The following is a 23,969-nucleotide window of genomic DNA, read 5'->3' as shown; positions in this document are numbered from 1 at the left end:
CGAGGATCGCAATGACGTAGCAAGGCAAGGTGCTGGAGGTTCCGTGGACCTGTCCCTGTCGACCCGTACAGTCGGCGATCGCACGGTCGTCGAGGTTGGCGGCGAGATCGATGTGTACACCGCCCCGAAGCTGCGTGAGCAGCTGGTCGAGCTCGTCAACGACGGCAGCTACCACCTCGTCGTCGACATGGAGGGCGTGGACTTCCTGGACTCCACCGGGCTCGGTGTGCTGGTGGGCGGCTTGAAGCGGGTGCGCGCCCACGAGGGTTCGCTGCGACTGGTCTGCAACCAGGAGCGCATCCTCAAGATCTTCCGCATCACCGGCCTGACCAAGGTCTTCCCGATCCACAACTCGGTGGACGACGCGGTCAACGCGACCGACTGACCCGACCGATCCGGCCGGGTCGGCCCTCCGTGGTCGGCCCGCCCGATTCTCAACGCGGCCGGGAGCCGGGGCCCTGTTGCGGCCCCGGCCCGTCGGTCCGCCCAGGGGCCGGCTGACGTCGGCCCGCAGCGGCCGTATGCCCGGCCCCGGTCGGAGCACCCCGAGGGGGAGAGATGGCAACCGTCGAACTTCGATTCAGTGCGCTTCCCGAGCACGTCCGTACGGCCCGGCTGGTCGCCGCGGCAGTCGCCAGACGAGTCGGGGTCGACGAGTCGGTGCTCGACGAGGTGCGGCTCGCCGTCGGTGAGGCATGCTCCCGCGCGGTCGGTCTGCACCAGCGTGGTGGCATCACCGGCGCGGTGCGGGTGGCCCTCATCGACCAGGAGAAGCGTTTCCTCATCGAGGTCGAGGACGAGGCCGGCCTCGACACCGTCCCGACCGCCGCCGGTTCGGCGGAAGGCGTCGATCCGGACGAGGACACGCTCGGTCTCGCGGTGCTCACCGGCCTGGTCGAGGACCTTGAGGTCACCAGCGGCACCGGTGGCGGTCTGATCCGGATGAGCTGGCCGGTCCCGGCCGACGTGCTCACGGGCTGACCGGCTGGTCCCGGCAGGCCCGCCGGAGGTCGTCGCTCGCGGGCCGTGAGGTGACGGCTGCCCGGTCACCGGTGGTCGGTCACCCGGGGCGCCACGCCTCTTCGAGCGGCAGCCCTCCTTCGCAGTTCCTCCCTGCTGCGTGCCCTCGTCGTACCTTCGGCGCGCCCTCGAACTGTCTCCGTCCCGACCTTCCGGCGACGGTCGGAGCACGGGCGCGGCCCGTACGGGCGGGAACCGGGGGTCGTGCGGCGGCCGTGTAGGTTCGCTGTTCGACGACCGAAACCGAAAGGGCTTCTCCCGGTGAACAAGCGACTGCTGGCCGTACCCGCGCTCGGCGCGCTGCTTGCGTTCGGCGCCGTCGGCTGCGGCGACGACAACAGCAAGCAGCTGGACTCCTGGGCGGTGAAGGTGTGCGGCGGGGCCAAGGACCCGATCGCCCAGGCGCAGGCCGCGCTGGCGGACACCGGCCAGGTGAAGACCGGCGAGGTCCCGGTCGACCTCCAGAAGCGTCTCTCGGCGGACATCGGGCGTCTGGCCAAGACCAACCAGGACATCGCTGCGGCCATCGACGGCGCGGGAGCGCCGAAGGTGGACGACGGGGCCACTCTCCAGAAGGACACCGTCGCCGAGCTCACCAAGGCGGCCGACGGGTACCTGGAGGTCCAGAAGAAGCTGGACGCGCTGCCCAACACCGACCAGGGGAAGTTCGCCGACGGACTCCGCAGCATCTCCGACCAGATTCAGCAGCTGGCCTCGCTCTCCACACAGGCACAGGGCAAGCTTCAGCGCGGCGAGCTGGGTGCGGCGATGGCCAAGCAGGAGGGCTGCAAGCCGGGCACGGCTGCCGCGGCTCCGTCGGCGGGCGCCACGGGCACGGCGGCTCCCGGTACTCCGGCTCCCGGTACGGCGGACGGTACGAGCCCGGCGGGCAGCCCCGCCGCGACGGATCCCGCCGCCGCTCAGCCTTCCTCCGCCCCCGTCCCCTCGGCGAGCTGACGGACCGCACCCGCACCTCCCGCACCCGCACCTCCCGCACCCGCACCCGCACCGGTATCCGTATCCGCACCGGTATCCCCGACCGAGCCGTTGTCGCCGTCGGACCCGCTGTTCCGCCCCCTCGTCCGCCCCCCTCGTCCGCCCCTTCGCCCGACCTGCCGAGGGGGCGTTCGCGCTGCTCGAATCGCTGTCCGGCCGGTGGGACGTCCCTCCGGGCCCGACCCGGCCCCGGAGCCCCGCCACGGGGTCGGCGCGTGGACCTGCACGGATCCGTCACGGGGCCGTTGAGGAGCTTTCGGGGGACCTTCGAGGGGCTGCCGAGGGGAGCGGGGGCGACCGGGCGGGGGACAATGTCGGGGTGATCAGTAGCCCCGTTCTCGACCCGACCCGCCTCGCCAGACTGCGCGAGGCCCTGCTCGCCGCCTCGTACACCGCCGACGGCTGCCTGGACCTGCTCGGGCCCACCGGGTACGCGGCGCTGGCCCGCAGCGAGGCGGTGCCCGCGCTGCGGGCGACCCGCGGCGGCAGCCCGCTGGAGACGCTGGTGCGGCTCTTCCTGCTGCAGCAGCCCGTGCCGTACCGGGCGGCCGCCGCCGCGCTGCCCGTCGAGGACTGCCTGACCGACGGTTGGCTGCGGACGGACGGCGATCTGGTGCGGGCCACCGTCGACGTCCGCCCGTACGCCGACGAGGTCGCCGGTCTGCCGAGCGCGGACGCCTGGGTGGTCTCCGACCTGGGTTGTGCGGTCGGCGGCGCCGGCGGGATCGGGTCCGGTGAGACCGCGCACGGGGTGGCCCGCAAGGACCTGGTGCTCGGTGTGGGGGGCGCGTCCACCACGCTGGCCAACATCACGGTGCGCCGGCCGGTCAGGTCCGCGCTGGACCTCGGCTCGGGCTCCGGTGTGCAGGCGCTTCACGCGGCCCGGCACGCCCAGCGGGTCACCGCGACCGACGTCAACGCGCGGGCGCTGCGCTTCACCGAGCTCACTCTGGCGCTGTCCGGTTTCGACCACGCCGAGACCGCCGAGGGAAGCCTCTTCGAGCCGGTCGGGGAGCGGAAGTTCGACCTGATCGTCTCCAACCCGCCGTTCGTGATCTCGCCGACCGGCCGGTTCACCTACCGGGACGGCGGCATGGCCGGCGACGACCTCTGCCGCAGCCTGGTCCGCTCCGCCGCCGCCCGGCTGGAACCGGGTGGCTACTGCCAGCTGCTGGCCAACTGGCAGCACGTCAAGGGCGAGGACTGGCACGACCGGCTGTCCGGCTGGGTCGCGGGCACCGGGCTGGACGCCTGGATCGTCCAGCGTGAGGTGCAGGACGTCGCCCAGTACGCCGAGCTGTGGCTGCGGGACGGCGGTGACCACCGCGGTCCCGGTGGCGACTACCAGGCCCGGTACGGGGAGTGGCTGGACGCGTTCGAGGCCGGGCGGGTCGAGGGAATCGGCTTCGGCTGGATCACGCTGCGCGCGGGTGGCGCCGAGCGGCCGACCGTCCGGGTCGAGGAGTGGCCGCACCCGGTCGAGCAGCCGCTCGGCCCGCACATCGAGGAGTGGTTCGACCGGCAGGACTTCCTGCGGACGCACGACGACGCGGCCCTGCTGGCGGCCCGGTACGTGCTGGCCGACGAGGTGGTCCAGGAGCAGGTCGGTGCGCCCGGGGCGGAGGACCCGGAGCACGTGGTCCTGCGCCACAACCGGGGCATGCGGCGCGCCACCAAGGTGGACACGGTGGGCGCCGGGTTCGTCGGCGTCTGCGACGGGACGCTGTCGGCGGGCGAGATCGTGGACGCGATCGCGCAGTTGCTCGGCGAGGACCGGGTGGTGCTGCGGGACCGGGTGCCGGAGTCGCTGCGGATGCTCACGGAGCAGGGGTTCATCAGTCCCGTGGCCTGATCGCGCCCTTCGCGACGTCCCGTCGTTTCACGCCCCGCCGCCACGCGCAACCAAGCGCGATGCCTTGTGCTCCCTCGCGCTCCCTCGGGGTCGTTCGGGGGCCCTTGGAGTTCCCCGCGTCCTTCCGGGTCGGCTTCGGGCCATCTGCGGTCGTCCGATTCACCTCTCCGTATCCCCTGGTTCGCCGGACGGCCTCCGGGTGTCTGTCCCCCGTTGGCCCCCGACTGTGAGGCTCTGTCCACAGGCTGTGGACAAGGCTGGGGGCTCGGGGTGGAGACGACGACGGCGACGGTCGGGGGCCTGATACTTGCCCTCTTCGGCGGCGCACTCCTGTTCTGGTGCGCCGCCGAAGTGCGCCTTCGCCACCGGGTGCGCCGTCGGGGCGTGCCGACCGTGGCCACGGTGGTCGCCGAGTCCGATCCGCACGGCGGACTCGACAGCGCACCACTGCTCTCCTACTCCGCGTCCGTGCAGGCCGGGCACGCCGGGCCGGCCGCCGTCCGGGCCGGGACGGCGGGAACGGCGGCGGCCGCAACGGCGGCGCCGGGCCGGATCGGCGAACTGGTGCTGACCCGCCCGCGCGGCCGTACCCCGCTGCGCCGCCCGGCCGGTCTGTCGCCCGGCGCGTCCGTCCGCATCGCCTACGACCCGCGCCGCCCCGGGCTGGCGGTGCTGGCGGCGGAGGAAGGCCCTCGGGCGGTGGTCGCCGACCTGCTGTGGGCGACGCTCGGCCTGGTTTGCCTGTCGGCCGGGGCACTCCTGCTGGTGGCCGCCTCCTCAGCCTGAGACCGGCCCGAGACCGCGCGTGATCTGGACCTCGACCCGGGCCGAGACCTGGCCCGAGACCGCCGGGGCCCGGCCCGCGACCCGTCCCGCGACCCGTCCCAAACACCGTTCCGGGCCGGCCGCCGCGGTCCGGAGTTCCGTACCGCCGGCGTCCCCGCCGGCCCGTGCCGGTCCCGGCAGGCCCTGCCGCCCGCCCGCCTGCCGCCCGCCTGCCGTCGGCTCGGCGCAGGCCGACCGGATTCTTTGTTGACAGATTTGGAAATCCGTCATTCCATCCTTCGGAACCCACCGAAGCGCCCTCCGCAGGGCGCGATCCTCCGTCGTCGGGTTACCGTTCGAGTGGCGTCGGTCGGCCTTGCCGGTGAAAAAGCAGGATCCGTCCGTTTGACAAGGGTGGCCGGGGTACGGTCACACTCCGCTGGTGGGGTCGTCGTACAGCGGCGGCCCCGGGTCGGTGGAGGGGTCGGGCGGAGCGCAGCCCGTGCTGCCAGCGCCGACCAGCTCACATAACGACCGGGAGAGAAGAGCGAAGGTGTCCCCGAGCAGCGAGACCGCGCACGGACAGCGACTCGTCATTGTCGAGTCGCCGGCCAAGGCGAAGACGATCAAGGGCTACCTTGGCCCCGGCTACATCGTCGAGGCGAGCGTCGGGCACATCCGCGACCTGCCGAGCACGGCCGCCGAGGTCCCGGACAAGTACACCGGCGAGGTGCGTCGCCTGGGCGTGGACGTGGATCACGACTTCGCTCCCATCTACGTGGTCAACGCTGACAAGAAGTCCCAGGTCAGCAAGTTGAAGTCGCTGCTCGCGGAGTCCGACGAGCTCTTCCTCGCCACCGATGAGGACCGCGAGGGCGAGGCCATCGCGTGGCACCTCCAGCAGGTGCTCAAGCCCAAGGTGCCGGTGCACCGGATGGTGTTCCACGAGATCACCAAGGCCGCCATCCAGGAGGCGGTGCGCAACCCGCGCGAGCTGAACCAGCGCCTGGTCGACGCCCAGGAGACCCGCCGCATCCTCGACCGCCTCTACGGCTTCGAGGTCTCGCCGGTGCTCTGGAAGAAGGTCATGCCGAAGCTGTCGGCGGGCCGCGTGCAGTCGGTCGCGACCCGGCTGGTCGTCGAGCGCGAGCGCGAGCGGATGGCCTTCCGCTCGGCCTCGTACTGGGACCTGGTCGGCACCTTCGGCACCGGGCGCACCCCGGCGGACGCGGCCAACCCGGAGACCTTCGGGGCCCGGCTCTCCTCCGTGGACGGCAAGCGGATCGCCAGCGGCCGTGACTTCGGCCAGGACGGTCGCCTGAAGTCGGGCAGCACCGGCACCCTGCACCTGGACGAGCAGGCCGCCCGCACGCTGGCCGCCGCCCTGGAGCAGACGGCGTTCTCGGTGCGCGGCGTCGAGTCCAAGCCGTACCGCCGCTCGCCGTACGCGCCGTTCCGCACCACCACGCTCCAGCAGGAGGCCAGCCGCAAGCTGGGCTTCGGTGCCAAGCGGACCATGCAGGTGGCCCAGAAGCTGTACGAGAACGGCTTCATCACCTATATGCGTACCGACTCGACCACGCTGTCGGAGACCGCCGTCACCGCCGCCCGCGTGCAGGTCACCCAGCTGTACGGGGCCGACTACCTGCCGGACGCGCCGCGCACCTACGCCTCCAAGGTGAAGAACGCGCAGGAGGCGCACGAGGCGGTCCGCCCGTCCGGCGACCGGTTCCGCACGCCCGCCGAGACCGGCCTGACCGGCGACGACTTCCGGCTCTACGAGCTGATCTGGATGCGCACCGTCGCCTCCCAGATGAAGGACGCGGTCGGCCAGTCGGTCACCGTGAAGGTCGGCGGCCGGTCCGCCGACGGCCGGGACGTCGAGTTCTCCGCCTCCGGCAAGATCATCACCTTCCACGGCTTCCTCAAGGCCTACGTCGAGGGCGCCGACGACCCGAACGCCGAGCTGGACGACCGCGAGCGCCGGCTGCCGCAGGTCACCGAGGGCGACCCGCTGGCCGCCGAGCAGCTCAACCCCGAGGGGCACGCCACCAAGCCGCCGGCCCGCTACACCGAGGCCTCGCTGGTCAAGGAGCTGGAGGACCGGGAGATCGGCCGCCCCTCCACCTACGCCTCGATCATCGACACCATCATCAACCGCCGGTACGTCTTCAAGAAGGGGACGGCGCTGGTGCCGTCGTTCCTCTCCTTCGCCGTGGTCAACCTGCTGGAGAAGCACTTCGGCCGGCTGGTCGACTACGACTTCACCGCGAAGATGGAGGACGACCTCGACCGGATCGCGGCGGGCGAGGCGAAGTCCGTGCCGTGGCTGAAGCGCTTCTACTTCGGCGAGGCCGCCGGTGAGGGCGCGGCCACCGGCGGCGCCGCCGAGGCCGGCAACGGCGACGGCGACCACCTGGGCGGTCTGAAGGAACTGGTCACCGACCTCGGCGCGATCGACGCCCGGGAGATCAGCTCGTTCCCGGTCAGCGACGCCATCACCCTGCGGGTCGGCCGCTACGGCCCCTACGTCGAGCGCGCCTCCGAGGTCGAGGGGGAGCCCGGCCAGCGCGCCGACATCCCGGACGACCTGCCGCCGGACGAGCTGACCGTCGAGCTGGCCGAGGAACTGCTGGCCCGGCCCAGCGGTGACTACGAGCTCGGCGCGGACCCGGTCAGCGGCAACATGCTGGTCGCCAAGGACGGCCGCTACGGGCCGTACGTCACCGAGATCCTGCCCGAGGGCACGCCCAAGACCGGCAAGAACGCCGTCAAGCCGCGGACCGCCTCGCTGCTCCAGTCGATGTCGCTGGACACCGTCACCCTCGACGACGCGCTGAAGCTGCTCTCGCTGCCGCGCGTGGTCGGTGCGGACCCGGAGGGCGTGGAGATCACCGCGCAGAACGGCCGCTACGGCCCGTACCTCAAGCGCGGCACCGACTCCCGCTCGCTCACCAGCGAGGAGCAGATGTTCACGGTCACGCTGGAGGAGGCGCTGGCGATCTACGCCCAGCCCAAGCAGCGCGGCCGCGCCGCCGCCGCGCCGCCGCTGAAGGAGCTGGGCACCGACCCGGTCAGCGAGCGCCCCGTGGTGGTCAAGGACGGCCGCTTCGGCCCGTACGTGACCGACGGCGAGACCAACGCGACGCTCCGCAAGGACGACGAGGTCGAGACCATCACCCCCGAGCGCGGCTACGAGCTGCTCGCCGAGAAGCGGGCGCGCGGACCGGTGAAGAAGACGGCGAAGAAGGCCCCGGCCAAGAAGGCGGTGGCCAAGAAGACCGCGGCGAAGACCACCACCACCAAGACGGCGGCGGCCAAGACGGCGGCCAAGAAGACCACCACCAAGACCGCCGCCAAGAAGACGACGACGGCCAAGAAGGCAACCGCGAGCAAGGCCGCCGCCACCGACGAGGGCTGACACCCGATCGGCGGCACCGGGCCCGCGTCCGCTCCGGCGGCGCGGGCCCGGTTCGTTCGGGGGCAACGCGCGACGGGCGTGTGCGGACTCTGTCACAACCCTGCGATGGCGCCCGTCCGGAGCTGCGCTCCCCTCTTTTGCGCCATACGCCGACCGCTACGCTGACGGTATGACGAGCGCGGAGCAGCCCACCCCCAGCGTCGCCGAGGCCGCGAGAGCCGGCACGCCCGACCTTGCCGAGGTCGCGCCGGCCGGAACCACCGGCGAGCGGGTCCGCGCGCTGCTGCGCCTGCGCCCGTACCGCCGGCTCTGGACCACCCAGCTGATCGGCGGCACCGCCGACCGCCTGGGACTCCTGGTCCTGCTCGCCCTCACCGTGATCGCCGCCGCACTCGGCGGACAGTTCGGTGACCTGCCGCGCAGCCTCGCCTTCGCCGTCGCCGCCGTCTTCGCGGCCCGGCTGGCGGCCACCGGGCTGGTCGGCGCCGCCCTGCTCGGCCCGGTGCACGGGCTGCTCAGCGGCAGGCTCGACCGACGCTGGACGCTGCTCGGCGCGGACGCCCTGCGTGCCGTGCTGATCGGTGTCGCGCCGTGGTGGATCGTCTGGCTGGGCTCCGGCCCGAAGCCCTCCGGCGCCGCGACCTGGGTGCTGCTCGCGACCGTCTTCGTGACCGGCGCCGCCGAACGGGTCTGGGCGATCGGCAAGGCCGCCGCCGTGCCCGGCCTGCTGCCCCCCGCCAACCCCTTCGCCCCCGCTGCCGAGCGCCGCCCGTCCGCCGCCAACCTGGCGACCGTCCGGAGCCTGGACCACCGCACCGGCTGGGCCACCGTGCCGCTCGCCGCCGCCGCCCTCGTCGCGCTCACGCTGCTCAACAACATCTTCGCGGCGCTCGGCTCGGACTGGCTGCGCGCCCACCAGACCACCTTCGCCGCCGTCGGCGCGGCGGCCCTGTTCGCCGTCTCGGCCGTCCGGATCCACTTCCAGGAGCTGCCCGGCGGCGCCGTCAAGGTGGCCCCGCACTCCCCGCTGCAGGGCCTGCGCGCCCCGACCGACGCGACCCCCGGCCCGGCCATGGCCAAGGGCCGCACCGGCTCCGCCCCGTACTTCACCTTCGCGGTGGCCGCCGGGTACGCCGCGATGGCCGGTGTCTGCGCGCTGGCACTGCTCACCGCCGCCGAGCACCGCGCCGGGCCGATCGGCTACGGCCTGCTGGTGCTCGCCGCCACCGGCGCCCCCGCGCTGGGCGTCCGGCTCACCCGGGTGACCCTGCCCTCGCTCTCCCGCCGCCGGCTGCTCGCGCTCGCCCTGCTGACCGAGGGCGTCGCGCTGATCCTGGCCGGCCTGGTGCTGGACTTCGTGCTCGTGCTGCTGCTCACCGTGCTGGCCGCGGTGGCCGCCGGGATCGTCATCACCGCCGGGCGCGGACTGCTCGCCCAGGAGGTCGAGGAGGCCCGGCTCCCCAAGGTCACCGAACACCTGCACGCGGTGCTGCGGGTCGTGGTGGGCGCCGCACTGATCGTCGTCCCGCTGATCGCCGCCGCCTACGGGGACGTCGCGTACGGGGAGGTCGAGCCCGGCTCGTTCACCTTCATCCACGGTGGCGCGGCCCTCGCGGTCGCCACCGCCGGACTGCTCACCCTGGTGCTGGCGGCCGTCGTCCTGCTCCGGACCGACGACCGGCGCGGCACCGCCCCGTTCGGCAAGGACCTGCTGGACGCCCTGCGCGGCGCCACCGGCCCGGCCCCCCACCGCACGGCGGGCACCGGCTTCTTCATCGCCCTGGAGGGCGGCGACGGCGCCGGCAAGTCCACCCAGGCGCAGGCGCTCGCCGAGTGGATCCGGGGCAAGGGCCACGAGGTGGTGCTCACCCGCGAACCCGGCGGCAGCCCGGTCGGGCAGCGGCTGCGCGGCCTCGTCCTGGACGTCGGCAACACCGGCCTCTCGCACCGCGCCGAGGCGCTGATCTACGCGGCCGACCGGGCCGAGCACGTCGAGAACGTCATCCGCCCCGCACTGGCCCGCGGCGCGGTCGTCATCACCGACCGGTACATGGACTCCTCGATCGCGTACCAGGGCGCCGGCCGCGACCTGGCCGCCACCGAGGTGGCCCGGATCTCGCGCTGGGCGACCGGCGGGCTGCTGCCCGACCTGACCGTCGTCCTGGACGTCGACCCGACCCGGGCCCGGGAGCGGTTCACCGAGGCGCTGGACCGGCTGGAGTCCGAGCCGACCGAGTTCCACCAGCGGGTCCGGTCCGGCTTCCTCTCGCTGGCCGCCGCCGACCCGGCGCGCTACCTCGTCGTCGACGGCAGCCAGCAGCCCGGCTTCGTCACCACCGCGATCCGCCACCGGCTCGACCGGGAGCTGCCGCTCTCCGAGCAGGAGAAGGCCGCCCGGGCCGAGCAGGAGCGCCTCGCCCGGGAGGAGGCCGAGCGGCGCGCCGCCGAGGAGGCCCGCAAGCGCGCCGAGGAGGAGGCCGCCGAGCGGAAGCGCCAGGAGGTGCTGGCGCAGCTCCGGGCCGAGCAGGCCGAGCAGGAGCGCCTCGCCAAGGAGGAGGCCGAACGGGTCGCCGCCGAGGCTGCGCGCAAGGCGGCCGAGGAGGCCCGCAAGCGCGCGGAGGAGGAAGCCCGCCGACGTGCCGAGGAGGAGGCCAGGCGGCGCGCCGAGGAGGAGGCCCGGCTGGCCGCCGAGGCCGCCGAGCGCAAGCGGCTCGCCGAGGAGGCGGCCGCCCAGGCGGAGCTCCAGCGGCAGCGCGAGCTGGCGCGGGAGGAGCAGCGCCGCCGGGCGGAGGAGGCGCTGCAGCGGGCCGAGGAGGCCCGGGTGGCGCAGGCCGCCGCGCTGGCGGCCGCTGCTGCTGCGGCGGCCGAGGCGGCGGAGCGGGCCGACCGCTCCGCCGCCGTGCCGGACGACGCGGTGACCACCGAGCTGCGGATCGTGAAGGATCCCGGGGCGCAGGCCCCGAAGGGGCGTGGCGGCGAGGACGCGACGCAGGAGATCTCCGAGCGGGACCGTCGGGCCGCCGTCCGCGCCGCCGAGGCGGCGGGCGGTGCGGCGGGCGCGGGACCGGCGGGCGACGCCGCCGCGACGGCGAAGCTTCCGGTCGTACCGGGGACCTCGGGCGCTCCGGGCGCTCCGGGTGTTCCGGCGGACGAGACCACCGTCCTCCCTCGGGTCCCGGCGGACGAGACGGCCGTCCTGCCCCGGGTCGAGCCGGGTCGGCGGGGCGACGCGGTGCCGCCGGGGCTCTGGCGGGACGAGCGGCCCGCCGACGCCCCGCCGGCGGACCGCCCCGCGGACCGGCCGGTCGACAGTACGCGTGAGCTGCCGGTGGTCGACCCGCAGCAGCCGCCCGCCACGGAGTCCCGGCCGAGGCCGGACTGGGCGGAGGAGACGCCGATGGACGACCTGCCGAGCCTCACCGACACCCTGCTCGGCTCGCGGGACGAGTGGGCCCGCTGGGGCGACGGCACCGGCCAGGGCGCCCCGGCCGGTCCGGCGGGTCCCGTTCCGCCGAACCACGCGGACGGGCGGGACGGACAGGGCGGCCAGGGCGGCCAGGACGACGGCAAGGGCAAGGGTCGCCGCTGGGGCCGACGCGGCTGACCGGTGAGCCCGACCGGAGGGGCCGACCCCCATCGCGGGACGGCTCACGAGGGACCACCGACGGCGGGCGGTGCTGCCGGGGCGAGGCTCCGGCAGCACCGCCCGCCGTCGTACCGGCCACGTATGCTCGACGACGGAGACGGCGCCGGGGCCGCCGTCCGACATCCCGGTCCCCGCCGCCACCAGCGGTCCGTACCGCTGCGGCTACCGCCAACCGGTCCGCGGCACGGCGGAGCCGTCCGGGGTGGGGTCCGAACCTAGCTTGGGAGCAGCAGTGGCCGTCTGGGACGACCTGGTGGGCCAGGACCGGGTGGTCGAGCAGCTGACCGCCGCCGCCCGGTCGGCCGGGGCGACGGTCGCCGCCGGACGCGGAGCCGCGGCCGGGGCGGGCGGCAACGCCTCGCTGATGACGCACGCCTGGCTGTTCACCGGTCCGCCCGGGGCCGGCCAGATCACGGCCGCCCGCTCCTTCGCCGCCGCCCTCCAGTGCACCAGCCCCGACCTCGCGCTCGGCGGCACGCCCGGCTGCGGCTTCTGCGACGGCTGCCACACCGTGCTCGCGGGCAGCCACGCCGACGTGAAGTACGTCCGGACCGACGGCCTGTCGATCGGTGTCGGCGACATGCGCGCCCTCGTGCTGCGCGCCTCCAGCTACCCGACCAACGGCCGCTGGTCGGTGATCCTCGTCGACGCCGCGCACCGCCTCACCGAGGCCGCCGCCAACGCCCTGCTGAAGGGGGTGGAGGAGCCGTCCCCGCGCACCGTCTGGCTGCTCTGCGCGCCCTCCGTGCAGGACGTGCTGCCGACCATCCGGTCCCGCTGCCGCACGCTGGTGCTGCGCACCCCGGCCGCCGAGGCCGTCGCCGACATGCTGGTCCGCCGGGACGGCGTCGAGCCCGGGACCGCCCGGTTGGCCGCACTCGCCGGCCAGGGGGACATCGAGCGGTCGCGCCGCCTCGCCGTCGACGAGCAGGCCCGGACCCGCCGCGACGAGGTGCTGAGGATCCCGCTGGAGGTCGCCGACATCGGCGGCTGCCTGGCCGCCGCGCAGCGCCTGGTGGACACCGCCAAGGCCGACGCCGAGGCGCTCGCCGAGACCCAGGACGCCCGGGAGACCGACGACCTCAAGGCCGCGTACGGCGCGGCGGAGGGCAGCAAGACACCGCGCGGCATGGCCGGGGCGGTCAAGGAACTGGAGAAGCGGCAGAAGAGCCGCGCCACCCGTACCCGCCGCGAGACGCTGGGCGTCGCGCTGCTCGACCTGCTCGGCTTCTACCGGGACGTCCTCGCGATCCAGCTCGGCTCGACCGGAGCGCTGGCCAACGAGGACCAGCGGCAGGCGCTCGGGCGGGTCGCCCAGTCCGGTCCGCCGGAGTCGACGCTGCGGCGGATCGAGGCCGTGTTGGCCTGCCGGCGCGCTCTGGACCGGAACGTCGACCCGCTGCTCGCCGTCGAGGCGATGACGGTGGCCCTGCGGGCGGGGTGAGCCACCGGGCCCGCGCGCGTAGCAGGGAGCCGTGCGGAAGCCCTGAGATGCGTGCGGGTTCCTGCCGGTCCGTGCGCCGGCACCGGCCCGGGAGCGGCTGCGCCGAGCCCCGGACCACCCCTCGGGTACGGCTTCCCGCCTACCCGGCGTCCCACCTTCGAGTGAACGAGCGATACGCGCCGGGCACAGCCTCGTGCGGCCGCCGGGTCGTCTTGCACGCTGGGGGCCGACTGAGCCCCGGTCCCGGGGCCGTCGCGTCCCGTACGGCGCCGGGCCCGGTCGTCCGGCCCTCCCCGAGGTGGTGCGTCCCATGGTCGGTTCGCTTCTGGTCGTTCCCCTGCTCGCCGCCGCGGGGGGTGGGATCTGGCTGGCGCGCGGCGCGCTGTTGCGCTGGCGCGATCTACGGGCCGCCGAGACGTACGAGCTGACCGGCGACCAGCGGCCGATGCTGGTACGGGCGGCCGGGGCGATGGTCTGCGGGATCTGCGTCACCGTGCTGACCCTGCTCACGGCCCTGGGCGCCTTCGGCGACCTGGCCGGGGTCGGCACACCGACCGGGTCCGCCGCCGACCGGTCGGCCGACGGCGGGGGAGCGGACCGTCAGGCCGCGCCGCCGGAGTCCGCGGGCGGAGCACCTGCCGCCGCCCCGGCCGCCGCCGCGGCCCCCGCCGTGGCTGCGGTTCCTGCGGAAGCCGCCGGCGCGCCCGCCCCGCCGCCGGTGGTCAGCCGGTTCGACAGCGTCGGCCGACCGGGCGGCGGAGAGCTGCTGCAGTCGGCCGTCCCCGGCCCGGACGGCCACCCGCGGAACGTCCGGGTCTGGCTGCCCGCCCAGTACGCGAAGGACCCGAACGCCCGCTTCCCGGTCGTCGTGATGCAGGCCGCCGGCCCGGGGAAGACCGCCGACACCGAGGTCCCCGACGTCTTCGAGGGCCTCTCCTCCGCCGCCCAGGGCGCCAAGGCCCGCCCGTTCATCCTGGTCGCCCCCGAGGCACCGATCGGCACCGGGCACCCCTGCGACCTGCTCGCCGCTGCCCCGATGGCCGTCGCCGACGACGCCGCGCTCCGCACCACCATCGCCGCCACCTTCCGTACCCTGCCGCCCGGGCCGGCCGGCTGGGGCACGCTGGGTGTGGAGGGCGGCGCGCCCTGCGCCGCGGCCGCCGGGCTCGCCCGCCCCGACCTCTACGGCGCGGCCGCCGCCGTCTCCGGCCGGTACGACACCGCCGCACTCGCCCGGACCGGGGCCGAGGCGCCCGCCACCGCCGCCCCCAAGCTGCTGCTCGCCGCGGGCAAGGCCGACACCGCCGGGCTGGACGCGGCCCGCAAGCTGCAGTCCACGCTGCGCTCCGGCACCGGAGCCGCCGCCCGCGCGGAGGTACGGATCTCCGACAACGCGCAGGACTACTCGGCGGACCGGATCCGACTGCGCCTGGTCCGGCAGGCGGCGCAGTACCTCGGCGAGGCGCTCGCCAAGGCGTCCTGACCCGCCCGGGCGGGCACTACGCTTCCCGGTACCGGTGCCCGGAGCGGCACCGGTACCCGGTGGCGGAACCCGGACGGCACCGAAGCCGCCGGACGCGATCAGCTGAGGGGGACCCCTATGCCGGCCGAGCTGCGGGCCGACCGTGAACGGCGTGCGGGTGTGGTCGCCGCGGCCGCACTGCTGGCGGCCGTCGGACTGGTGGCGGGGGGTTGCACCCCGACCGGGACGACCACCCCCGGCGCGGCCTCCTCCGACACGGTGCCGCCGGCCGGTGACGCGCCCGCGTCTGCCCCGTCCGCTCCCGCCTCCGGTTCTGCCTCTGCCGCCGCTTCCGGCTCCGCGCCGGCAGCGGCGTTCGCGGGCGCCCCCCGCCCCGCGGCCGCGCCGCTGGAGCCGCTGCCCGCCGCCGTCCCCGCCGCGCTCGCGTCCTACTACGGGCAGCGACTCGCCTGGCAGCCGTGCGACGACGGCTACGAGTGCACCACCTTCAAGGTGCCGCTGGACTACGACCGCCCGGCCGGCGGAGACCTCACGCTGGCCGCGGTCCGCGCCCCGGCCGTCACCGGCTCCGGGGCGGCGGGCGCCGCCCGCGGCGACCGGCTCGGCTCGCTGCTGCTCAACCCGGGCGGCCCCGGTGCCTCCGCCGTCGAGTACGTCGAGGGCGTCGCCCGCACCTACGACAGCGGCGTCCGCGCCCGGTACGACCTGGTCGGCGTCGACCCGCGCGGAGTCGGCCGCAGCGCCCCGGTGACCTGCCTGGACGGCGAGCGGATGGACGCCTACACCGCCGTCGACATCACTCCCGACGACCCGGCCGAGATCGACGCCCTGGTGGCCGCCGCCAAGGAGTTCGCCGAGGGCTGCCGCCGGCAGGCCGGGGACCGGCTCGGCCACCTGAGCACCGTCGAGGCCGCCCGCGACCTGGACGTGCTGCGGGCCCTGCTCGGCGACGAGCGGCTCAACTACGTCGGCAAGTCGTACGGCACCTTCCTCGGTGCCACCTACGCGGGGCTCTTCCCCGGCCGGACCGGGCGGATGGTGCTCGACGGCGCGATGGACCCCTCGCTCGACTCACTGGCCGGCAACCGCACCCAGGCCGGCGGCTTCGAGACCGCCTGGGCCGCCTTCGCCCAGGACTGCGCCAAGCGCGAGGACTGCCCGCTCGGCCGGACCGAGCAGAAGGCCGGCGAGCAACTCGCCGCCCTGTTCGCGGCGATCGACGCCCACCCGCTGCCGACCACCTCCGACAGCCGCCGGCTCACCGAGGCGCAGGCGACCACCGGCGTCATCCAGGCCATGTACGCGGACTTCCTCTGGCCCCGGCTGCGCACCGCGCTGGCCGACGCCCGGGCCGGCGACGGCACCGGCCTGCTGAAGCTCTCGGACGACTACTACGGCCGGGAGCCGGGCGGCTCGTACCCCAACCTGATGTTCGCCAACATGGCCGTGAACTGCCTCGACCTGCCCGCCCCCTTCGCCGGTCCGGACGACGCCGCGCGCGCCGTGCCGGACTTCGAGCGGGCCTCGCCGCGCTTCGGTCGCGACATGGCCTGGATGGCGCTGACCTGCACCTACTGGCCGGCCCGGCCCACCGGCGCGCCGCACACCGTCCGCGCCTCCGGCGCCACGCCGATCGTCGTCGTCGGCACCACCCGCGACCCGGCCACCCCGTACGCCTGGGCGCAGGCGCTGGCCGGGCAGTTGGAGTCCGGTCGGCTGCTGACCTACGACGGCGACGGCCACACCGCGTACGGCCGCCACGACACCTGTCTGGACGGCGCCGTCAACCGCTACCTGCTGGGCGGCGAAGCACCGGAGATCGGGAAGCGCTGCGGTCGGTGAGGCGGTCCGGGCGGGAGTGTCAGGACGGGTCGGACGGGCGGGGGAAATCACCTTCAACCACCCTCCGGTACGACGTTACGATGAGCGCCCCTCGCTCTCCCCGTCACCCCACCGGAGCCCACCGTGCTCGGAGTCAACGACCTGGCGACGTACGTCCTCGGCGCCCTCGTGATCATCCTCCTCCCCGGCCCCAACTCCCTCTACGTCCTCTCCGTCGCCGCCCGCAAGGGCGTCCGGACCGCGTACACCGCCGCCGCCGGGGTCTTCGTCGGAGACTTCACACTGATCAGCCTCACCTCGCTGGGCGCCGCCTCCCTCCTGGAGGCCAACCCGGCCGTCTTCGCGGTGGTCAAGTTCGGCGGCGCCGCCTACCTGCTCTGGATAGGCATCGGCATGCTCCGCGCCGCCCGCCAGCTCTGGCGCGAGCACCGCGCAGGCGCCGACGCCGCCCCCGACACCGCCCCGGAGCCGACCGAGCGCCCGTTCCGCCGGGCCCTGGTGATCAGCCTGCTGAACCCCAAGGCCATCCTCTTCCTGCTCTCCTTCTTCACCCAGTTCGTGGACCCCTCCTACAGCAGCCCCGTCCTCTCCTTCGCCCTCCTCGGCGGGATCCTCCAGACCTTCAGCGTCCTCTACCTCACCCTCCTGATCTTCGCCGGCACCACGCTCGCCGCCGCCTTCCGCCGCCGCAAGCGCCTCTCCGCGGGCCTCACCAGCGGCGTCGCCGCCCTCTTCGCCGGCTTCGCCGCCAAGCTCGCCGTCTCCTCCGCCTGACGGCACCTCCTCGACCCGGTACGGATCACCGCCGAAACCTGTGTAGACTGGCCCGCGTTGCCGTCACCACCGGCAACGTTGCCGCCTTAGCTCAGTTGGCCAGAGCAACGCACTCGTAATGCGTAGGTCGCGGGTTCGAATCCCGCAGGCGGCTCCGAGAAGGCCCAGGTCAGATACTCGCTGACCTGGGCCTTTGCCGTTTCTCGGCATTCGGGCAGACGTCGACGGCGCGCCACAGGATTGCTTGCGTGAGCGACGCGTGAGCACGGGTGTTGATCTTGGGTTAGCCCTTGGCCTTCTTGGCCTTGGACTTCGCCTTCTTCGCCGCCTTCTGCTTGGCCTTCTCGGCTTCGGCTGCCCCTTGGCGAGGGCCTCGGCTTCGGTCTTCCGTTGAGGGGGACGAGCTTCGCGGCATCCTCGGCGATCTCGGGCACGACGCTGGTGTAGATGTCCGAGGTGATCTTGATGGAGGAGTGGCCGAGCATCTCGGACACCAGCTTCATGTCGACCCCCCGGCGAGCGCGAGGGTGGCCGCGCCGTGGCGGAGGTCGTGCCCGCGCCCCAGGACCTGCGCGCCGAACTCCGAGCAGCAGCAGAGGTCTTCGCCTGCGCCCAGCGCTCCCAGATCCGCGCCGACCACACGGCGGCAGCCGGTCTGCGACAGGCGGCCCGCGACCTCGTGCACGCCGGCAGCGGCGAGGACGGCAGCACCCTCGCCGTCCTCGTCGCGGCCCTCGTCTGGGCCGCGATCCCCTCCCAGCGCTGGCACACCGCCAAGGGCCATGCCCAGCAGGCCGAAGCCGCACGCCGAACCGTTCAGCACCTTCAGGCCGCCTACGACCAGGCCGCCGCCGACCAGCTCGCCTTCCTCGCCCAGCGCCAGCCCAAGGAGCAGACCCGCAACACCCTCGCCTCAGACGTCCGCGCCGCCATCCCCGACCACACGAGGCGGATCCTCGCCGAGCCCAACTGGCCCGCCCTCGCCACCGTGCTCGCCGACGCCGAGGCCGGCGGCTACATACCCCACCAGCTCCTCACCGAGGCCGCCGCCCGCCGCGAACTCGGCAGTGCCCGCCAGGCCCGCCAGGGTCCTCATCGCTCGTATCCAGCACACCAGCCACAACCCCGCACCCAACCGCACCGTCGAGGCGGCACTCCTGCGCTCGTCCGCCACCCCACGACCAACCCGTCACCCACCACGACTGCCCTGCAGCGCCCCGGCACCCAGCCCCGACACCGCTGACCACCGGCGACCGGAATTCTGCTGCCGCTGGTGGGCGGCCATCAGTTGGTGGTCGCCCACAGCCGTTCACTCAGTCCTTGAGCGCGATTTCCAGGTATGCCTGCACTGGCTCGAAGACCCCGTACGGGACGTATTCTGGGATCTCTGCAAGCGCCACCCACGCCAGTGCGTCCAGTTCTCGCGGGTCACCGACGGCAGTGGTGCCACTGACGATCTCGCAGGCCGTGTACGACATCCATCGGCCAGTCTCCGGGTGGACGCGCTCGCCGAGGACCTTGATGGCGGCCACGTTGAGCCCCGTCTCCTCCGCGGTCTCGCGGACAGCCGCTTGCTCGGGAGACTCGCCGGGCTCGATCTTGCCTGCCGGGAACTGCCACAAGAGCTGGCCCTCGCTGACCCGGCGCCGGCCCATCAGCACCCGACCCTCTCGGATCACGATCGCGGCAGCGACACCCGGCGGCCCGTCTGAAGGCGGGAGCATCGGCTAATCCCTCTCCGCCGCTGAGGCCGCCACGGGGCGGAGCAGGTCGAGGACGTGGGTCCAGTTGTACTTGTCGCGGCCCCCGCCGGCCTTGGGCTTGTGGGGGACGTAGTCACCGATCAGGACGCCCATCGAACGGAGCCGGGCCAGGCTCTCCCCGTACGCGGGGTGGGCAGCCTGGGCTGAGTTGACGTAGGGCTGGACGGCCACGGGGATGCCGAGGCCGTACGCCTCGCAAAGGATGCCGAGCGCGAGGGTGTCGGAGATGCCAGCAGCCCACTTGTTGATGGTGTTGAACGTGGCCGGGGCGACGGCGATAGCGTCGGCCGGGGGCAGCGGCTGGGGGATGCTCGGCGTGCGCCAGGCGGAGCGGATCGGGTACCCGGTCTGGGCTTCAATGGCTTCCTGGTCTATGAATCCGAGCCCGTTCGGGGTCGCGATCACGCCGACTCCCCAGCCCTCGGCATGGGCCGCGGTGATCAGTTCGCCTACTCCGTCGGCGATGCCCGACGCGCAGACGACGACGTAGAGGAACGGCTCGCGGTGCTCGGTCAAACCTGGACTCCCAACTCCTGGCAGAAACGGCGAAGTTCCGGGACGGCGCCGCGCCGGTCGCGAGCGGCCATGTCACCGGCCAGCTCGAGCACGCTGGGCCGTCGGCGGATGTCCTCCGAGGCGCAGCTCTCCGCAATCCTGAGCGCTTTGTATCCCTCGGCCAGTCTGCCCTGCTGGCTGTAGGCCCGTGCAGCCTCCACCCACAGTGCCGCCCGGCGTTCGGGGACCGGGATGCGCCTGCGCATCAGCGGCTGGGCGGCTTCCAGCGCCGCTCCGGCGTCGCCCAGGACGACCGAGGCGCTCACCGAGTGGAGCGCGACGTTGGTCGGACTGAAGTTTGCCCAGGCTTCGGGGCCGTCGAGGTCGACGTAGCGCGCGACCTCCTGAGCCTCGGAGAGGAACTCGGCGGTCGTGGCGCGGTCGCCGCCGGCGCTTGCGGCCGTCACCCCGCGAAGGAGCATGAGCCCCAGCGCAGCGAGGTACTCGGGTGGGCGCCGGTCGTAGCTGCCGGAGAGTTGGTCGGCGGTGTGCCGGACAAGGGTGACGGCGGGCGCGGTGTGCCGGTCGCGCGCGAGGACGTGCGCCTGGACGCGGACGCTGGAGGCCATCACGACGGGGTCGGCGCTCCGTTCGGCCTCGGCCATGGCACGGCCGACCGCGAGCCAGGCGTTGCCGTGGTCGCCGAGCTTGAGCAGCAGGCTGACCGCGGTCTGGTACGCCGTCGCGAGGAGGCCGGACAGGACCTGATCGCCGCTGCGGGAGGCGTCCTGGGCCTGGCGAAGGTCGGCGATCAGCGACGGCAGCGCGCCTTCGAGTTCGGCGTACCGGCAGGTGTAGAAGAGCTTCCGGGCCTGGGAGAGCCGGGCCGCGAGTGCGGCCTGAGGTTGTGGCGCGTGCTCAGCTGGAACGGGTCCGGGCAGCAGTGCCTGGACCAGCTCTATCCCCACGCGAGGAGTAGGTGTCGGGGCCACGAGCGCGACGACGCTCGCGGCCAAGAAGTTGCGACGGTGCATGTCGTCCGTCCTGCTGTCCGCACTGGTATGGGAGGACAGGCCTAGGCTTCCCAACGGGATGTCGAGCACGGCTGCGACAGCGCGCAGGACATCAATGTCCTGCGTCCCCCTGCCGCTCTCCAACCGGCTGATCTTCGACTGGTGGTAGCCCAGTTCGATGGCCACGTCCGCCTGCGACCGCCCGCTCAACACCCTTGCGCGGCTGATTACTTCTCCGATCCCGCCCGCTGCGGAGTGTCCTTTGGCCGTCTGCGACATGGCTTCTCCTGCCAATGCTGATCCTGCCTGGTGAGCCGAGCGTGGCCGCACCAGGACAACCCGTCATGCGCGATCTGCATGGATCATGCACGTGGCGCTCAGGCCCTAACCGTGTTGCATCGAGATGAAGTTGTCTGGTCGTCAGCAACTCGACCACCCTCGCAGCTTGCTGTTCCCCGCTCCCGCATGGCCGAGTCCCACTGCGGTCTCTCGCATGCGCAGCTCTACCCAGTGGCTAAGGAGAAGCGCCGATGACCCTCCGCTCGGACGCACAGAGATGCGGTACCACGCACCAGTGGGACGCGGACGCGGTGGCCGTTCCTCTCGCTTTGGAGGACAGCCGGGGGTCGAACACAACCGCGAGCGCCTCAGATCGCGCCAATGAGCGTCGCGAGCGCCTCGCCCCCGCCAACACCCACGCCCGAGAGGTCCTCGACCGCCACCAGTTCGACGACGGCCGGTGCAGCGACGGCTGCGGCCGCTGGCTGTGCAACAGCGTTGTCGACGCGGTCCAAGCCTGCGACGGTGACCAGTGATCGCCTCCACTCACGCTCGGCGTATCTCGTTCATCGACACCAAACGCGACCACGTCCCGCCGGCCCGGGAAGCCGTCGTCCGAGTCGCGCGCTCGTGGGGATCGACCCGACTTCGCTGGGCGACATCGCGCTGGTCGCCGACGAGCTGCTCGCCAACGCGGTCATCCACGCGCCAGGAAGACTGCTGGCCGGCATCTACCTCTCTCCGGACGGCGACCGGGTGGTGATCGAGGTCTACGACCCGTCGCGCCGGATGCCCGCCGGGGCCGCCAACTTCGGCAACGACGAACTGACCACCGGTCGAGGCATGTTGCTCATCGAGGGCTTGTCGGAGACCTGGGGCGCGGAGCCGACGACCCATGGCAAGAAGGTCTGGGCCGAACTGGCCGTGCCCGCTGTCGCGGTCCCCGAGCACCATCGCTCGGCCCGAAGGGCGGCACTCATCGCCAGCCTCGTCCGCACCGACCGTCCCAGGCACCGTCCCCACGCGCCCACCTGGCCACGCGCCCGCGCGTACAGATGGTTCTCGCAGCACCGCTCGCCGCGCGCCTACCGACTCCGCCCGTGCTGGTCCAGGCGCACCGGCCGGGCGGTGACGGGGGCCGGTCGCTCTTTTCCCCGGGAGCGGCCGGCCCCACCCCGTCCGACTCGCGCGGAGCAGCCGTGCTCCACCCGAACTCTGCTCTACGGAAGGATGGATGGATGAGTGACTGGGAGTTCGTGAAGGACAGAACGGCCACGCAGGGCGCGGTGTGGAGGTCCACCGACGGCCTGCTCTACAAGCGGACCGGCGGTGAGGATCTGCGGGTTGAGACCGAGTTCCAGCAGCTGGCCGCCGGCCTTGGTTACCCGGTGCCGGAGATCGTCGACAGCGGCTCGGAGAACGAGAGCTACTTCGTCATCGAGCGCGCCATCGGCGACAGCTCGCTGCACGAGGAGGCGCTGGCCGACGCCAGGCAGGACGGTCAGGTCAGCTACCAGGTGGTCAGCACGGCGGCGGCCGTCGCATCGAAGCTCATGCAGGCCCAGGCGAGGCACCCCCTCCCGGCCACGCCGTGGTTCGAGAAGGCGGCCTTCGCGGCTGAGGTCTTCGAGGAGAACCCGGACTTCGACACCCCGCGCGTCCACGAAGCGGTCAAGCACGCCCTCGACCGGCTGGCCCAGCTCCCGATGGTGCATGGACATCTCGACTATGGCCTGCCCAACGTCCTTCAGGCCGGCGTCATCGACTGGCAGCACCACGGACCGGTCCCGCTCGGCTACGACGTCTACCCCGCGCTCGACATCGTGGCCTTCAAGGGCGGCGGCAAGGGCTACAGCATCACCCCGGAACAGCGCGCCGCTTACACCGGCGCACTCGACGAGACCACAGCGTCCCTGATCGGGCAGCGGGTGAGCGAGCACCTGGGTGACTTCCTGCTCGTCAAGTGCTTCTTCTTCCTGGCCCTCATGCGTCCCACCGACCCCACGCGGCACGACAAGCACATCAAGTGGCAGTACCGCCGCACCCTCTTCACGATGGGACTTGATCAGTATGAGTCGTCCAACACGATCGACACCGGCACCTTCCCCACTCTGGAACGGTTCACCGCTGAACACCGGTAGGCCGGTTCCCACCGTTCGTGACCGCGACTACCTGATGGACCACCACGGAGTCGTCTTCAAGGTCATCGGCGACAGCCACCCCGGCAGCCACTACCTCGGCTACGTCAAGTACCACCCTGACGAGAAGGGCGACCGGCGGCTTTTCGACCGGACCTACCGGCAGAACAGCGTCGTGTCGAAGTCCTTCGGCATCCTCGCCGGCAGGCCGGAGTGCTACGTCTACTCCGACACCCTCGGCTGCGTCATCACCGGCATCCCGCGCGAGGACGTGGCCGTCCACTACTCCTGCCGCCAGGCCCTCGCCGCCATCCACGAGGCCCCAGGCGCGGTCGCCGAGAACCCGGCAGGCAAGGACCTCCTGGCGATCACCGAGTGGATCACCGCGAACGACGCCCATGGCCTGATCGGCGTCACCGGCTCCTTCCTCGTCGGCTGCTTCAACGAGCGCTCCGACATCGACCTCGTCTGCTACGGCCCCGAGGGCTACCAGGCTGCACAGGAGCTCTTCCAGCAGATCGACCTGATCCGGCCGTACGACGGAGACGACCTCACCCGGCTGTACATCCGCCGCGCTAAGTACATGGAGGGCAGCTCATTCGACGCCCTCATCAAGCAGGAACGCCGCAAGCTCCAAGGGCTCACCGCCAACGCTGGCGCGCACATCAACTGCGAACCCATCCGCTCCGACCGCGACAAGACCTTCGCTCGGATCTCCTCCAAGGAGATCGGCGAGATCTCGCTCCTCGCCAAGATCACCGACCACGCCGAGGGTCTCACCACCCCGGCCGTCTACGGGATCAAGGTCAAGACCATCCTCAGCTCGACCATCGACGAGGCTGACTCCTTCGCCCGCCGGATCACCCACATGCGCTCGTACCTCGGCGCCTACACCGGCGCCTTCAGGTCCGGCGACACCGTGCACCTGTCCGGCAAGCTCGTCCACACCCAGGACGGCGAACACAGCGGCTTCGGCATCGAACTCACCCCTTGGACCGTCAGCGGCTCCTACGTCGCCAACCTCGCCGGATAGGAGCC

Annotated in this window: 18 protein-coding genes, 1 tRNA gene and 1 pseudogene; 16 read left to right on the top strand and 4 right to left on the bottom strand. The window is 73.1% G+C overall.

Features of this window, described 5'->3' with window-relative positions:
• The first annotated feature begins 43 nt into the window (after window positions 1-43).
• The 13 genes and pseudogenes from bldG to ACFWIC_RS00820 all read left to right on the top strand — a co-directional run.
• Entirely contained in the window at window positions 44-385 is a 342-nt protein-coding gene (gene bldG / locus ACFWIC_RS00880; RefSeq protein WP_327678470.1) for an anti-sigma factor antagonist BldG, read from the top strand.
• Window positions 386-558: 173 nt separating this feature from the next.
• A complete protein-coding gene (locus tag ACFWIC_RS00875; RefSeq protein WP_329885693.1) occupies window positions 559-981 on the top strand; it encodes an ATP-binding protein in 423 nt (140 codons plus the stop codon).
• 300 nt (window positions 982-1,281) lie between these two features.
• Complete coding sequence (locus ACFWIC_RS00870) at window positions 1,282-1,977, top strand: hypothetical protein (RefSeq protein WP_329885692.1); 696 nt, start codon at window positions 1,282-1,284, stop codon at window positions 1,975-1,977.
• A gap of 358 nt (window positions 1,978-2,335) precedes the next feature.
• On the top strand, window positions 2,336-3,868 hold the full coding sequence (locus ACFWIC_RS00865; RefSeq protein ID WP_329952391.1) for a methyltransferase: 1,533 nt from the start codon (window positions 2,336-2,338) through the stop codon (window positions 3,866-3,868).
• A gap of 270 nt (window positions 3,869-4,138) precedes the next feature.
• The gene (locus ACFWIC_RS00860; RefSeq protein ID WP_380514664.1) at window positions 4,139-4,654 is read left to right on the top strand and encodes a DUF3592 domain-containing protein; all 516 of its coding nucleotides are present in this window, start codon (window positions 4,139-4,141) and stop codon (window positions 4,652-4,654) included.
• 532 nt (window positions 4,655-5,186) lie between these two features.
• The gene (gene topA / locus ACFWIC_RS00855; RefSeq protein ID WP_380364212.1) at window positions 5,187-8,054 is read left to right on the top strand and encodes a type I DNA topoisomerase; all 2,868 of its coding nucleotides are present in this window, start codon (window positions 5,187-5,189) and stop codon (window positions 8,052-8,054) included.
• Window positions 8,055-8,223: 169 nt separating this feature from the next.
• Window positions 8,224-11,658, top strand: a complete 3,435-nt coding sequence (gene tmk / locus ACFWIC_RS00850) for a dTMP kinase (protein WP_380514661.1) — start codon at window positions 8,224-8,226, stop codon at window positions 11,656-11,658.
• A gap of 274 nt (window positions 11,659-11,932) precedes the next feature.
• Complete coding sequence (locus ACFWIC_RS00845) at window positions 11,933-13,144, top strand: DNA polymerase III subunit delta' (protein WP_380357085.1); 1,212 nt, start codon at window positions 11,933-11,935, stop codon at window positions 13,142-13,144.
• Between the two features lie 310 nt (window positions 13,145-13,454).
• Complete coding sequence (locus ACFWIC_RS00840; RefSeq protein ID WP_329952387.1) at window positions 13,455-14,627, top strand: hypothetical protein; 1,173 nt, start codon at window positions 13,455-13,457, stop codon at window positions 14,625-14,627.
• A 117-nt stretch (window positions 14,628-14,744) separates the two neighbouring features.
• A complete protein-coding gene (locus ACFWIC_RS00835) occupies window positions 14,745-16,469 on the top strand; it encodes an alpha/beta hydrolase (protein WP_380514658.1) in 1,725 nt (574 codons plus the stop codon).
• Between the two features lie 123 nt (window positions 16,470-16,592).
• The gene (gene leuE, locus ACFWIC_RS00830) at window positions 16,593-17,243 is read left to right on the top strand and encodes a leucine efflux protein LeuE (protein ID WP_380514655.1); all 651 of its coding nucleotides are present in this window, start codon (window positions 16,593-16,595) and stop codon (window positions 17,241-17,243) included.
• Window positions 17,244-17,323: 80 nt separating this feature from the next.
• Window positions 17,324-17,397, top strand: a tRNA-Thr gene (locus ACFWIC_RS00825).
• Between the two features lie 402 nt (window positions 17,398-17,799).
• Window positions 17,800-18,496: pseudogene (locus ACFWIC_RS00820) on the top strand (mobilization protein); the annotation flags it as partial.
• 60 nt (window positions 18,497-18,556) lie between these two features.
• Here the strand turns inward: ACFWIC_RS00820 and ACFWIC_RS00815 are convergent.
• The 4 genes from ACFWIC_RS00815 to ACFWIC_RS00800 all read right to left on the bottom strand — a co-directional run bounded on the left by ACFWIC_RS00815 (window position 18,557) and on the right by ACFWIC_RS00800 (window position 21,308).
• Window positions 18,557-18,967, bottom strand: a complete 411-nt coding sequence (locus tag ACFWIC_RS00815) for an NUDIX hydrolase (RefSeq protein WP_380514722.1) — start codon at window positions 18,965-18,967, stop codon at window positions 18,557-18,559.
• Between the two features lie 3 nt (window positions 18,968-18,970).
• A complete protein-coding gene (locus ACFWIC_RS00810) occupies window positions 18,971-19,522 on the bottom strand; it encodes a flavoprotein (protein WP_380514652.1) in 552 nt (183 codons plus the stop codon).
• Window positions 19,519-20,793 (bottom strand): helix-turn-helix domain-containing protein, encoded by a 1,275-nt coding sequence (locus ACFWIC_RS00805; RefSeq protein ID WP_380514649.1) that lies wholly within the window; start codon window positions 20,791-20,793, stop codon window positions 19,519-19,521. Before ACFWIC_RS00805 ends, ACFWIC_RS00810 begins: the two co-directional genes overlap by 4 nt.
• A gap of 368 nt (window positions 20,794-21,161) precedes the next feature.
• Window positions 21,162-21,308: a hypothetical protein gene (locus ACFWIC_RS00800; protein ID WP_380514646.1), complete on the bottom strand. Its 147-nt coding sequence runs from the start codon at window positions 21,306-21,308 to the stop codon at window positions 21,162-21,164.
• Between the two features lie 115 nt (window positions 21,309-21,423).
• Here ACFWIC_RS00800 and ACFWIC_RS00795 point away from each other — a divergent pair, with 115 nt between their 5' ends.
• Genes ACFWIC_RS00795 through ACFWIC_RS00785 form a run of 3 tightly spaced genes read left to right on the top strand, consistent with a single transcriptional unit; the run spans window position 21,424 to window position 23,964 of the window.
• Window positions 21,424-22,035 (top strand): ATP-binding protein, encoded by a 612-nt coding sequence (locus ACFWIC_RS00795; RefSeq protein WP_380514643.1) that lies wholly within the window; start codon window positions 21,424-21,426, stop codon window positions 22,033-22,035.
• Window positions 22,032-22,934 carry a phosphotransferase gene (locus ACFWIC_RS00790; RefSeq protein WP_380514640.1) on the top strand — a complete coding sequence of 301 codons (903 nt, stop codon included), beginning with the start codon at window positions 22,032-22,034 and terminating at the stop codon, window positions 22,932-22,934. Before ACFWIC_RS00795 ends, ACFWIC_RS00790 begins: the two co-directional genes overlap by 4 nt.
• Before the next feature lie 34 nt (window positions 22,935-22,968).
• Complete coding sequence (locus ACFWIC_RS00785; RefSeq protein WP_380514637.1) at window positions 22,969-23,964, top strand: nucleotidyltransferase domain-containing protein; 996 nt, start codon at window positions 22,969-22,971, stop codon at window positions 23,962-23,964.
• Window positions 23,965-23,969 lie beyond the last annotated feature (5 nt).

It is taken from the genome of Kitasatospora sp. NPDC127035, from assembly GCF_042726075.1.
Lineage (GTDB): Bacteria > Actinomycetota > Actinomycetes > Streptomycetales > Streptomycetaceae > Kitasatospora.
This window is presented reverse-complemented; position numbering and strand designations above follow the sequence as displayed.

Excerpts from the sequence above, each read along its gene's own strand:
- ACFWIC_RS00875 (WP_329885693.1), top strand. The coding sequence starts at position 559 with ATGGCAACCGTCGAACTTCGATTCAGTGCGCTTCCCGAGCACGTCCGT.
- tmk (WP_380514661.1), top strand. The coding sequence starts at position 8,224 with ATGACGAGCGCGGAGCAGCCCACCCCCAGCGTCGCCGAGGCCGCGAGA.
- ACFWIC_RS00840 (WP_329952387.1), top strand. The coding sequence starts at position 13,455 with ATGGTCGGTTCGCTTCTGGTCGTTCCCCTGCTCGCCGCCGCGGGGGGT.
- ACFWIC_RS00835 (WP_380514658.1), top strand. The coding sequence starts at position 14,745 with ATGCCGGCCGAGCTGCGGGCCGACCGTGAACGGCGTGCGGGTGTGGTC.
- ACFWIC_RS00815 (WP_380514722.1), bottom strand. The coding sequence starts at position 18,967 with ATGCTCCCGCCTTCAGACGGGCCGCCGGGTGTCGCTGCCGCGATCGTG.
- ACFWIC_RS00805 (WP_380514649.1), bottom strand. The coding sequence starts at position 20,793 with ATGTCGCAGACGGCCAAAGGACACTCCGCAGCGGGCGGGATCGGAGAA.
- ACFWIC_RS00790 (WP_380514640.1), top strand. The coding sequence starts at position 22,032 with ATGAGTGACTGGGAGTTCGTGAAGGACAGAACGGCCACGCAGGGCGCG.
- ACFWIC_RS00785 (WP_380514637.1), top strand. The coding sequence starts at position 22,969 with ATGGACCACCACGGAGTCGTCTTCAAGGTCATCGGCGACAGCCACCCC.